The 12,137-nt window shown below is 66.0% G+C and carries 11 protein-coding genes; 3 read left to right on the top strand and 8 right to left on the bottom strand.

Annotated elements, in window-relative coordinates; genetic code table 11:
- Positions 1 to 112 precede the first annotated feature (112 nt).
- The 4 genes from AC066Y_RS01280 to AC066Y_RS01295 form a co-directional block, all read right to left on the bottom strand.
- A complete protein-coding gene (locus AC066Y_RS01280) occupies positions 113 to 1,042 on the bottom strand; it encodes a CobW family GTP-binding protein (protein WP_478272310.1) in 930 nt (309 codons plus the stop codon).
- Position 1,043: 1 nt separating this feature from the next.
- Positions 1,044 to 2,534 carry an amidohydrolase family protein gene (locus AC066Y_RS01285; RefSeq protein WP_478272311.1) on the bottom strand — a complete coding sequence of 497 codons (1,491 nt, stop codon included), beginning with the start codon at positions 2,532 to 2,534 and terminating at the stop codon, positions 1,044 to 1,046.
- Positions 2,535 to 2,686: 152 nt separating this feature from the next.
- Complete coding sequence (locus AC066Y_RS01290; protein WP_478272312.1) at positions 2,687 to 3,235, bottom strand: hypothetical protein; 549 nt, start codon at positions 3,233 to 3,235, stop codon at positions 2,687 to 2,689.
- Positions 3,232 to 5,088: an ABC transporter ATP-binding protein/permease gene (locus tag AC066Y_RS01295; protein ID WP_478272313.1), complete on the bottom strand. Its 1,857-nt coding sequence runs from the start codon at positions 5,086 to 5,088 to the stop codon at positions 3,232 to 3,234. Before AC066Y_RS01295 ends, AC066Y_RS01290 begins: the two co-directional genes overlap by 4 nt.
- Before the next feature lie 195 nt (positions 5,089 to 5,283).
- Here AC066Y_RS01295 and rpmE point away from each other — a divergent pair, with 195 nt between their 5' ends.
- Complete coding sequence (gene rpmE, locus AC066Y_RS01300) at positions 5,284 to 5,511, top strand: 50S ribosomal protein L31 (protein WP_016845230.1); 228 nt, start codon at positions 5,284 to 5,286, stop codon at positions 5,509 to 5,511.
- Between the two features lie 562 nt (positions 5,512 to 6,073).
- On the opposite strand, the gene AC066Y_RS01305 is transcribed toward rpmE, so the two are convergent.
- On the bottom strand, positions 6,074 to 6,691 hold the full coding sequence (locus AC066Y_RS01305) for a LysE family translocator (RefSeq protein ID WP_478272314.1): 618 nt from the start codon (positions 6,689 to 6,691) through the stop codon (positions 6,074 to 6,076).
- A gap of 12 nt (positions 6,692 to 6,703) precedes the next feature.
- The gene (locus AC066Y_RS01310) at positions 6,704 to 7,330 is read right to left on the bottom strand and encodes an FMN-binding negative transcriptional regulator (protein ID WP_478272315.1); all 627 of its coding nucleotides are present in this window, start codon (positions 7,328 to 7,330) and stop codon (positions 6,704 to 6,706) included.
- A 99-nt stretch (positions 7,331 to 7,429) separates the two neighbouring features.
- Here AC066Y_RS01310 and pdxR point away from each other — a divergent pair, with 99 nt between their 5' ends.
- On the top strand, positions 7,430 to 8,944 hold the full coding sequence (gene pdxR, locus AC066Y_RS01315; RefSeq protein ID WP_478272316.1) for a MocR-like pyridoxine biosynthesis transcription factor PdxR: 1,515 nt from the start codon (positions 7,430 to 7,432) through the stop codon (positions 8,942 to 8,944).
- 16 nt (positions 8,945 to 8,960) lie between these two features.
- Here the strand turns inward: pdxR and rcdA are convergent, their stop codons facing one another.
- Both rcdA and AC066Y_RS01325 read right to left on the bottom strand, forming a co-directional pair.
- On the bottom strand, positions 8,961 to 9,473 hold the full coding sequence (rcdA, locus tag AC066Y_RS01320) for a protease adaptor protein RcdA (protein WP_092123179.1): 513 nt from the start codon (positions 9,471 to 9,473) through the stop codon (positions 8,961 to 8,963).
- Between the two features lie 510 nt (positions 9,474 to 9,983).
- Positions 9,984 to 10,175, bottom strand: a complete 192-nt coding sequence (locus tag AC066Y_RS01325; RefSeq protein ID WP_106323181.1) for a DUF1192 domain-containing protein — start codon at positions 10,173 to 10,175, stop codon at positions 9,984 to 9,986.
- Positions 10,176 to 10,443: 268 nt separating this feature from the next.
- On the opposite strand from AC066Y_RS01325, the gene metG reads away from it, so the two are divergent.
- Positions 10,444 to 12,123 carry a methionine--tRNA ligase gene (gene metG, locus AC066Y_RS01330; protein ID WP_478272317.1) on the top strand — a complete coding sequence of 560 codons (1,680 nt, stop codon included), beginning with the start codon at positions 10,444 to 10,446 and terminating at the stop codon, positions 12,121 to 12,123.
- The last annotated feature ends 14 nt before the right edge of the window (positions 12,124 to 12,137 follow it).

The raw sequence follows: 12,137 nt of genomic DNA on the forward strand, positions 1-12,137 counted from the left end.
CGCAATTGCGCCGCTGGGCGAGCCTCGAAGGATGCACGGCCACGCTGGTGGCCGTCGATCCTTCGAGACGCCGCTTCGCGGCTCCTCAGGATGACGGAATACCTAATTCGCATCACTCGGCTTCGATACATCCCTGCATCACCTCATCGATCTCGGCCCGCGACAGAGCGCCCATCTCCGCAATGAACACGATTCGCGTTCGTGGCACGCCGGGCGCCGGCACGCCGCCGGCAGCCAGTGTCGCGCGTCCGCCGGCGAGTTGAAACACCGTCAGCCGTCCGGGCTGCTCCACCGTCTCGAACAATCCCTTCGCCCGCGCCAGCTTCGGCGCCAGTTTGCCGATCGCCTGCTGCAAGCGCGGCAACCGCACCGGCCGCTCCGAGGTCCAGCTCAGCGTCTCGAACCGGTCGGATGTCGGCCGGCGCGGCGCGGTCTCGCGCGGCGCCGGCAACCGATCGAGGTCCGCGGGAAACAGCAGCGCTGCCGGCACCTCGCCATGCTGCGCATCGACCACCACGGCCGCCGGACGCAGTGCCCGCACCGCATCGCGGATCGCGGCGCACGCGGCTGCATCAGCCAGATCGACCTTGCTCAGCGCCACCACATCGGCCGCCCTCAACTGCGAGCGCAGCAGCGCATCATCCAGCGCGACCACCGGCTGCGTCGCGTCAACCACGCACAGCACTGTCTCCAGCGGCGCCTCCTTCCAGATCACCGGATCCATCAGGTTGCGGACGATGTCGGAGGGATCGGCGATCCCGCTGGTCTCGATCACGATGAATTCGGGACGCGGATCCCGCCGCAGCAAGGTTGCGAGCGTGCGCAGCAGATCGCCCTCCAGCGTGCAACAGATGCAGCCATTGCTCAGGCTGACCACGCCATCGCTGGCGCCGGCGATCAGCTCCGCATCGATATTGATCGCGCCGAAATCATTGACCACGGCGGCGATGCGGCGGCCTTGCGCATGCGCCAGCAGATGGTTGACGACCGTGGTCTTGCCCGCCCCGAGAAAACCCGCGACCAGCAGGATCGGGACCGCCACATCAGCCCCCAGTGACCGGCCGGCGCACCGGCCGGCCCGGCCGCGCCGCGACATCGAGGACGCCATCATTGATCAGCGGCTGGCCGCTGACCACGAGATGCCGCACGCCTTCCGCCGGGCGGTTCATCGCGGAGAAGGTCGCACGATCGCTGAGCGTCTCGAAGTCGAACACCACGACGTCAGCGTCCGCGCCCGCCTGCAGCCTGCCCTTGGCGCGCATCGCCGGCGTGCTCGCGGACAGGATTTCCGCCGGGATCAGCGCACATTTGCGGATGCCCTCGAGCAGCGACACCTTCCTGCGCTCGCGGACCCATTCGCGGATGAAGCGGGTGAAGCAGCCGGCCGAACGCGGATGCGAGGTGGCATCGTCAGGCAGCGGCCAGGCGTCGCCAGTATAGGGACGGCCATCCGACAGCGTCCATGGCATCGCGTCGGACGCGATCGCGCCACCCGGATACAGCACCGCCATGTCGAGCAGATCGCGATGGTGCTGGTTGTTCTCGATATCGAGCACATGCCACAGCACCAGCGTCGAGGGTTCCGCGGCCTGCGCCGCCAGCAGCTCCTCGCGGCTGCCGAAGCGGTGACCGTCGGTCACGCGCTGCACCGAATCATAGCCGAGGCCGTTGCGCTCCTCGAATTTAGGATCGCTGAAGAAGGTCGCCGCCAGCACGGTCGAGCCGGTGCCGTAGGGATAGGCCTCCACCGTGATCGGCAGGCCCTGCGCCTGCGCTTTCGCGATCAGCGCAACACAGCGCTCGATGTCTGTCTTGCTCGACGAGTTGAAATGGCAGATGTGCATGTGCGCGCCGGTGGCACCGGCATAGCCGATCAGGCGGATATAGGCCTCGGCCGCACTCTCGGGATCGATGCGTGACATGTAGGCGACGTGGGTGAAGGTCGGCACCGCATGATCAGCGGCGAGCTGGCACACCGCGGTCAGTTCCTGCACGCCGGCGCCCGGCGCATAGGCGTTGAGAATGCCGATGCCGATGCCGCCCTCGTTCAATCCGTTGGCAAGGCGCGCGAGGATGCCGCCGACCTCGCCCTCGGTCGCCACGTTCTCGATCCAGCGGCGATCGCGCATCGCTGCGCCGAATGATTCCAGCGAGCTTTCCGCATTCGAGCCGGTCATCGCGCCGATCCGCGCGAACGCCCAGTTGGCCGCGGCGCCGTAGTTCAGCACCCGTCCCTTCTCGGCCTGACGCTTGTACCAGGATGCCACCGGCAACACACCGGCCTCGAGGTCGAGCGAAGTCGTCACCCCGTCGAACGCTTGCATGCGATCGGCCGGTATGGTCTGGCCATGCGCGTGCAGGTCGATGAAGCCGGGCGCCACCACAAGGCCGGTGGCGTCGATCTGCCGCTCGGCGCCGCCGAGGCCGGTGCCGACCGCGGCGATCTTGCCGTCGACGACGGCGACGTCGCCGATCGCGTCCATCCCGCTGGCCGGATCCACCACCCGGCCGCCGCTGATCACCAAACCACCCATCGCCACTCCCCGCATTGTCCGACACCGACCGATCTCTTTTCGAGCACAGAGAAGCGCATCGCACTCATCGCAGCAACCCGGCAAGGGGTCGTGGCGACATGTTCTGGCGGAATATCCGCCGCGCCGTGACGGCGATTGCAGAGAGCCCCTCCCTACGTTCCTGTTGCACGCCGCGACGGCAGCCCCCGCCAGAGATCGTTGCCGGGCTTCATGCGGCTCGCCACCAGTTTCGGCGGCGTGCGGTCCCTGGCGATCGCCGCTTCGACCGCGCGCTTGAGCCTGACATCGTCGATTTGTGCCAGGAATCGCCGGATGACGGCATCCTGATCCGCGCCCCGACCGGAGATCGCCGCGCACAGCTCCGCGGTTGTCCGGCGGAAAAAGTGGAAGGCGTCATCGGCCGCACCGCCCAGCCGGTCGACCTCGCCGGCCACACCGAGCGCGTGCATCCGATCGTCGTCGTCGAGCGTGACCGCGAAGCGCAGCACGGCAAGCTGCCAGGCACGAAGCAGCTTGCTCTCCGGTTCGGTCGCGTCCTCGCGCATCAGTCGAACACCCCGCGCGCCGATACTCCTTCGGCTGTCGAGGGAGGTCAGGCGCGGCGCGACTATCCTTGCGCGGGAATAGGTTTTCGAGGGGAGCACGCGCTCGATCACATAGGAATCGCATAGGCGGAGCGCGCACAGCCCCAATTCGCTCAAATCCCCTCGAATTGCAGCCGTGCCAGCCGCGCATAGAGGCCGCCCGCCGCCACCAGCTCGGCGTGAGCGCCCTGCTCGACGATCCTGCCCTGATCCATCACCAGGATGCGGTCGCAGGACAGCACGGTCGCCAGGCGATGCGCGATCACAAGCGTGGTGCGATGGCGCATCAATTCCTCCAGCGCGGTCTGCACCAGCGTCTCGCTCTCGGCGTCGAGCGCCGAGGTCGCCTCGTCGAGCAGCAGCAGCGGCGCATCGCGCAGGATCGCGCGCGCGATCGCGATGCGCTGGCGCTGGCCGCCGGAGAGCGTCACGCCGCGCTCGCCGAGCTGGGCGTCGAAGCCGCCGGGCAGCCGGCGCAGGAATTCGGTGGCATGCGCCAGATCGGCGGCCCGCTCCACCTCGGCGTCGGTGGCGTCGGGCCGGCCGAACCGGATGTTGTCGCGGGCGCTCGCGGCGAACACCACGGAATCCTGCGGCACCAGCGCGATCCGCGCGCGCACGTCGGCCGGATCGGCCTGCCGGATCGGCACGCCGTCGAGCGAGATGGTGCCCGATTTCGGATCGTAGAAGCGCAACAGCAGGTGGAACAGCGTGCTCTTGCCGGCGCCGGACGGACCGACGATCGCGACCTTCTCGCCGGAGCGTACCTCCAGCGACACGCCGTCGACGGCCAGCGCGTTCGGCCTGGTCGGATAGGCGAAGCTGACATTGTCGAAGCCGACATCGCCGCGCGCGGGCTGCGGCAGCGCGCGCGGCGACGCGGGAGGTGCGATCTGCGGCCTGACGCGCAAAATCTCGAACAGCCGTTCGGCGGCGCCCGATGCGGCCGAGACCTCGCCCCAGACCTCGCTGAGCTGGCCGAGGCCGCTCGCGGCGAACGCCGTATAGAGAATGAACTGGCCGAGCCGGCCGGGGCTGATGGCGCCGATCAGGACGTCGTGCGAGCCGACCCAGAGGATCACGACGACGCTGGCGAACACGATGAAGATGACGATCAGCGTCAGCACCGCGCGCGCCTTGGTCGAGCTGCGCGCGGCCTCATAGGCCTGCTCGACCTCGCGGGCAAAGCGCGCCCTGGCAAGCCGCTCGCCGGTATAGGCCTGCACGGTGCGGATCGCATTGACCAGCTCGCTCGCATAGGCGCTGGCATCTGCCAGCGTGTCCTGGGCGGTGCGCGACAGCCGCCGCACCCAGCGGCCGAACGCGACCAGCGGAATCACGATCATCGGAATAGCGAGCAGCACGAAGCCCGAGAGCCGCGGGCTCGTGATCACCATCATCGCGGCGGCGCCGAAGAACAGCATCACATTGCGCAGCGCGATCGACACCGAGGCGCCGACCGCGGACTTGATCTGCGTGGTGTCGGCGGTGAGCCGCGACACCAGCTCGCCGCTCCGTGCGGAATCGAAGAACGCGGGCGACAGCGAAATCAGATGCGCGAACACGTCGCGCCGGAGATCGGCGACGATGCGTTCGCCGATCGTCATGACGAGGTAGTAGCGCGAGGCGCTGGCACAGGCGAGCACCGCGACGACGGCGATCATCACGCTGAAATAGCTGTTGATCATCGCGATGCCTTCGGGCGTGAAGCCGAGGTCGATCATCCGCCGCACCGCGACCGGCACGATCAGCGTGGTGATCGCCGCGATCGTCAGCGAGATCAGCGCGAGGATCGCCCGTCCCTTGTAGCGCGCCACATAGGGCGCGAGCGCAAGCAGGGGCCGCAAGCGGGCACGGCTCTTCGCCGGCTCCATGATCTGGCTCTCGATGAAGGCCTCCTCATCGAGCAACGCGTCGCGCGGCGGCTCCGGGGGGCCGCGAGGGGGCTCAAGCTGTTCGGCTACACTCATTATCTAGACCGGTTCTATCGCCCCCCACATAGGCCCGCCGACCCCCGGCTGGCAAATCCGGTAAAGTCCCAATCCGGTGATGGGCTTAAGCTCCCCTTTCTTGGCTTGTTTTGGGGGGCTCCATGGGTTATAGAGCCGCCCAAATCCCGTACCTAGATGTCTTGAGACGGGCGCTGGCGCGCCGAAGGAACTGTCATGAAAGCCGATATTCATCCGAATTATCATACGATTAAGGTCGTCATGACCGACGGCACCGAGTACCTGACCCGCTCGACCTGGGGCAAGGAAGGCGACACGCTGAACCTCGACATCGACCCCAAGTCGCACCCGGCCTGGACCGGCGGTACCCAACAGCTGATGGACCGCGGCGGCCGTGTGTCGCGCTTCCAGAAGAAGTTTTCGGGCTTCCTCAAGAAGGACTAAAGTCCGCTTCGGGATCGCCCTTGCGATCAAACGCAAAACGCCTCCATCTCGGGGGCGTTTTTGTTTGGGCTGCTCCGGATCGGTCCTAGCTTTCGCCAGGACGACACCGGGTGTGTGGCACGGCCTGCATCCACAATCGTCGTCCCTGCGAACGCAGGTACCCATAACCACAGGGTTGTGTTGTTGAAGAGGGCTGTAGCCCCAGCGTCGCGCAACAGCGAGCATTCGGGGTTATGGGTCCTGGCTTTCGCCAGGACGACACCGAATGTGTGGCGCGATCTACATCCACAATCGTCGTCCCTGCGAACGCAGGTACCCATAACCACAGGGTTGTGTTGTTGAAGAGGGCTGTAGCCCCCACGTCGCGCAACAACTGCCATTTGTGGTTATGTGTCCCGGATCGAGCCCGGGACGACACCGAGTTTGTTGCGCCACTTGTGAGCCACACATCCGCATTCTCGCGACATGAATCGCCCGAGTTCTGCACGCGATGGGCTTACGTCGTCGGGCAACTCAGTGGCACGCGCGCGAGGCGGACACCGGCAGATGGATCGCCGTGCCCCTAGCGATCCTGGAAGGCGAGCCGCGCGCCGAGCGCGACCAGGATGCTGCCGCCGATCCGTTGCATGATCCGCTGTGACCTGCGGGAGCGCTGCAGCCTTGCCATCACGGCACTGGCGAAGAGCACGCAGACGATATCGACTGCCGAGAACGTCAGGTTGACGATGGTGCCGAGCAGGAACAGTTGGGCCCAGACCGGCACGCTTGTCGACGCATCGACGAACTGCGGCAGGAACGCCAGGAAGAAGATCGCGGTCTTCGGATTGAGCACCTCGACGACGATGCTTTGCGCGAAGGCGCGCTCCGCGGAAAGCGGCGCAAGCTCAGGGCGCTTTGCACTGCCGCGATCGCGAAACAGCGACAGCCCGAGCCAGAGCAGATAGGCCGCACCGGCGAGCTTCATCACTGTGAATAGCGGCGGCACCGCATGAAACAGAAGCGCGAGGCCGGCGGCCGCGGCGACGACATGGACATAGCCACCAAGATGCAGGCCGAGCGATGCCATCAGCCCCGCGCGCCGGCCACCCGCCAGGGTGCGGGCCGCCGCGTAGAGCATGGCCGGCCCCGGGATCAGCGCGAAGGTCGCGGTCGTGATCGCAAAGGCAAGGTACAATTCCATCAGTGGCTTTCGTCAATTCGCCGGGATCATCGCCGCGACTTCGTGATCAACAGGATTGTCGCTGGCGCCCAGGCCCGCGATGACACCGGCGCGATCCTCGAGCTTGCGGTTCTGGCTCATCTTCTTCTTGGCGTCGATCCGGGTGATCGGCATCCGGAAGCCGACAATGCCGCGCAGCTGCGCCTTGATGAAATCATCAGGCGCATCGCTGACCTGCCAGACTTCCTTGCGCGATTTCTCATGCAACTCGGTCAAGCGGGTCACGACGTCGAGCAGGCGATCCGCGTCCTCGAAGAACTCGGCAGCGCCATAGGCGTGGACGGCGAGGTAATTCCAGGTCGGCACCACCTTGCCGTGCTCGGCCTTGGTCACATACCAGGACGGCGTCACATAGGCGTCGGGCCCCATGAAGATCGCCATCGCCTCACCCACGGCGGGCAGCTTCCATTGCGGATTGGGCCGCGCGACGTGACCGTACAGCGTGCCGTAATCGCCCTCGTTTTCATTGAGGATCAGCGGCAGCGGCGTTCCGATCAGCCCGTCCGCGGTCGCGGTAACCAGTGTCGCGAGCTTTGAGGCCCGCATCGCGGCGTGGATCGGGCCGAGCTCATCCATCTTGAAATGCGGCGGCAGGTACATGGCAGGCCTCTTGGCAAACCTCATCGAATTGTTGCTCGCACAATAGCGTCGAAGTGGCCTATGATAAGAGCCACTTTCGATCATCATGACTGGTCCACTATGCCCCGCCCGCGCGCCACCATCAGCATCCCCTCGCTGCGGGCGGTCGACCGCGCCGCCGGACAGGTCGGACGCCAGATCGCGCGGGCCCTCCGCGCCGCCATCGCCAATGGCGAACTGAAGGCCGGCGAATATCTGCCGTCGACACGCGCGCTGTCGGCCTCGCTCGGCGTCGCGCGCGGCACGGTCACGGAAGCCTTCGAGCAATTGCAGGCCGAGGGTTATCTGCAATCGCAGGTCGGCGCCGGCACCCGCGTCGCACCGACGCTTGCAGAGCAAGCACGGTCGGTCGTGGTCAATCGCAGCCTGAACAGGCCCGTGCCGATCCAGCTGCCTGCGCGCGCGGCGCGACTTGCCAAGGTGGTGACGGCCTTCACGCCGATGCCGGAAGTCCCGTTTGCGATCGCGGTCCCCGGAGGCGCCGTCGCGCCCGACGACAATTGGCGCCGCCTCGGCAACCGCGTGCGCGCGTCGCGCGCGGCAGCGCCGGCAAGCTATGGCGATCCACGCGGCCTGATGGCGCTGCGGCAGGCGATCGCCGACTATGTGCGCAAATCCCGCGCGGTGCATTGCGAGCCCGAGCAGGTCGTGATCACGGCCGGCACGCAGCAGGGCCTTTATCTCGCCGGCCGCGTGCTGCTGTCGGCGGGCGATCGGGTGTGGGCCGAGGATCCGGCTTATCCCGGCATGACCGCCGTGCTCGACGATCTCGATCTCGTCACCACGCGCGTGGGCGTCGATGCGCAGGGCATCGACGTCGATGCAGCAATTGCCACGTGCCCGGATGCGCGCGCGGCCTTCGTGACGCCCTCGCATCAGTACCCGCTGGGCATGCCGATGAGCATGGCCCGCCGCAACGCCCTGGTGGCGTGGGCGCAGCGAAGCAATGCGTGGATCGTCGAGGACGATTATGACAGCGAGCTGCGCTATGCCGGTCATCCCTTCCCGTCGATGCAGGGCCTCGCGCCGTCGCGCGTGATTTATCTGGGCACGCTCAGCAAGGTGCTGTTTCCTTCGCTGCGGCTCGGCTACGTCGTGGCGCCGCTGCCGCTGATCGACGCCTTCGCCGGCGCGCGGGCGCTGCTCGACCGGCATTCGCCGACCGCCGACCAGCACGTGCTGGCGGCCTACATGCGCGAGGGGCTGTTCGAAGCGCATATCAGGCGCATTCGCGGCGTCTACGCTGCGCGCCGCGCGACACTGATCGCATCGCTGACGCGTCACATGCCCGACGGCGTCACGCTGCAGCCGAGCGACCAGGGCATGCATCTGCTGCTGTGGCTGCCGCAAGGCTTCGATGATGTGCAACTGGCCAAGACCGCACTTGCCGACGGCATCGTCGTGCGGCCGATTTCACCGATGTACAAGGCGGCGGCACGGCCCGGCCTCATGCTCGGCTTCGGCGGCTTCGAACCGGAGGAGCTGGAGGCCGCGGCGATACGGCTGCGGCAGGTGATCGATCAGCACACGTCACAGCGGCGGGCCAAGCCACGCCGCACTGGGGCTTCACACTGAGTTGACGGTTCGAATCTTACTGCTCGAACGCAGCCTTGAGCCGGTTGAGCTGAGGCACCAGCGGGTTGCCGATCGATGATCGATCCGGCGCCGGCGCATGGATCGTGGTATCGAGGCGGCGGACACGCGCCTGCAGGTCCATCGAGCGGGCGATCAGCTGCTGCAATTGCTCCGGCAGCTTGGTCACCATGTCGACCGGGCCGGGATCGGCGGCCGACAGCTTCACCTTGGTCTTTTCGCGATTGGCCTGGGTCAGCGTCATCTCGCCTTCCTTGACCGCGCGATGCAATAGCAGCCACGACGCGAGCTGCATCAGCCGCGTGGTCAGGCGCATGCTCTCGGTGGCATAGGTCAGGCTGACGGAGCGTTCCAGCGCCTTCGCCTCGGCACGGCCGTCGCCGTCGAGATAGGCGGCGGTCTGCTCGACCAGATCCATGCCTTCCCGGAACAGCACGCCGAATGCCGCAGAATTGGTCAGCCGTTCACTGAACAGCACAAGCCCGGCTTCGTTCTGGGAACGATCCGCCATGGTTAACGCCCTCACACCATCGTAACGCCCGCTGGCATCTGACGCGCCAGCTTATGATGAACAAATCATTGCGCGGGCGCGCCGAAGAGTCCAGCCGCAACCGGATTTATGGTTTCCAACGGATAGGACGCACAAAAAAGAGCCGCCGTTTCCGGCGGCTTTTGAAGTTGATAACAGGGAGGCGTCAAACAGAGTGGACAGGAGCCACTCGGTGTCCAAACGAGGACAATGCAGTCATAATCGAGAAAGCTTAACCGATCGTAAATGAACGGATTTCTTCAGGCTTTGTTTGCCATGTCGGCCATTGACCTAGTTTGGGACAGGTCCAAGTTGATCCCCAAGTCGGTCACTTGAGTCGTCCCGGCGAACGCCGGGACCCAACCACCAAAGCCCGCGTTGCGCCGCAGCTGTGGCCCAAGCCGAACGCGACGAGAAACAGCTGTGGTTACGGGTCCCCGATCACGCTCGCTTTGCTCGCTTATCCGGGACGACGTGATGTGATGTCGCTGGCTACGACTTGAAGAACGCGTTCGCGGCATCCTTCGACGCGCGCTTCTTCGTCATCGCTTCTTTCAGGCGATCGACTTCGGCAGTGAGCAGCGCGATGCGCTCGGTCAATTCCTCGACCGACAGCAGCGAGAGATCCTGTCCGATCTCGTGGGTGATCTTCTTCCGCGGCCGGTCCTCATCCTCAATCGGCATGTGTCCTCCCCGCGATGATGATCTGGCGCCGTGCGTCCAGAGCTGGTAATGTCCTTGTGCAGGAGAATTTTGCAGTGACTTTCGTGTGCGCGCAACATCTGACGCGAATGCCCCCGGCCCGACCGCAAGGAGTCTGACCGGACGGGATAGTGCGCCTGCGCGCCAGGCATGAGCCGACCCAAGCCCTTCCGATCATGCGGGAGGGCTTTTTGATTTTCGATTTGATTGCACCGGGGTCGGCATCACCAGACGCGAAAGACCTTAACCCATGACCAAGATTCTCATCACCAGCGCGCTTCCTTATGTGAACGGCGTCAAGCATCTCGGCAATCTGATCGGCTCGCTGCTGCCCGCCGACGTCCACGCCCGCTTCCGTCGGCAGACCGGCTGCGACGTGCTCTTCATCTGCGCGACCGACGAGCACGGCACGCCGGCCGAGCTCGGCGCCATCGAGGCCGGGCAAGATATCAGGGCGTTCTGCGATGCGCAGCACGCCATCCAGGCCGACATCTACCGGCGCTTCGGTCTGTCCTTCGATCATTTCGGCCGCACCAGCGCGCCGCACAATCATGCGTTGACGCGGCACTTCTATCGCCGGCTGGACGCAGCCGGGCTGATCGAGGCGCGCTCGTCGCGGCAGGTGTGGTCGCCGGCCGACCGGCGCTTCCTGCCCGACCGCTACGTGCTCGGCACCTGCCCGCATTGCGGCGATGGATCGGCGCGCGGCGATCAGTGCGACCAGTGCGGCACGCTGCTTGACCCGCCCGAGTTGATTGATCCGCGCTCGGCGCTATCAGGCGACCGCGCGCTCGAGATCCGCGAGAGCCGTCATCTGTTCCTGCGCCAGTCGCAGCTGGTCGACAGCATCGGCGCGTGGATCGACAGCCGCACCGGCTGGCCGCCCTTCGTGGTGTCGACCGCCAAGAGCTGGCTCAATGCCGAGCTGCGCGACCGCTGCATCACGCGCGACCTCGCCTGGGGCATCGCCGTCCCGCGCGAGGGTTTTGACGGCAAGGTGTTCTACGTCTGGTTCGATGCGCCGATCGGCTACATCGCGGCCACGCAGGAATGGGCCGCGGCAGCGCCCGGCCGCGACTGGCGGGAATGGTGGTGGCAGGCCAATGACGTCAGCTACATCCAGTTTCTCGGCAAGGACAACATCCCGTTCCACACCGTGAGCTTTCCGGCGACGCTGATCGGCTCCGGCGAGCCGTGGAAGACCGCCGATGTGATCAAGGGATTCCACTGGCTCAACTACGAGGGCGGCAAGTTCTCGACCAGCCGGAAGCGCGGCATCTTCACCGATGCGGCGCTGGAGGAATTGCCGGCCGATCTCTGGCGCTGGTGGCTGATCGCCAACGCGCCCGAAAGTGCCGACACCGATTTCAGCGTCGCGAGATTCGTTGCCGACGTGAACAAGGATCTCGCCGACATCTTCGGCAACCTCGCCAACCGCATCATCAGCTTTGCGCATCTCGCCTTCGAGGGCCACATCCCGGATGGCGGTGCACCCGGTGATGCCGAGCGGCAGCTCGCGTCTGATCTGGAACAGCGCATCGCAGCGCTCCACCGCCATCACACGGCGCTGGAGTTTCGCGCCGCTGCGGCAACGACCCGCGCGATCTGGGACACCGCGAACGCTTACCTGCAACACACCGCGCCATGGACGGCGATCAAGTCCGATCCCGCACGTGCCGCGATCATCACCCGCACGGGCCTCAACCTTGTCGCGCTCTGCGCCACGCTGGCGTGGAGCATCGTGCCTGATCTCGCGGAGCGCGTGCTCGGCGCACTCGGTCGCAACGATGTGATCCCGTCCTGGCCCAATGGCCTACTCCTCCCGCTGCTGGACAGCGGCGCCGGCACTCCTGTCGCAAGGCTCGGCCTGCCGGTCGAGAAAATCAGCCCCGAAAAAGCCGACCATCTGACGAGGCGGTTCGGGACTTAATGGCGTTTCGCTTC

This window comes from Bradyrhizobium sp. USDA3010, assembly GCF_056429065.1.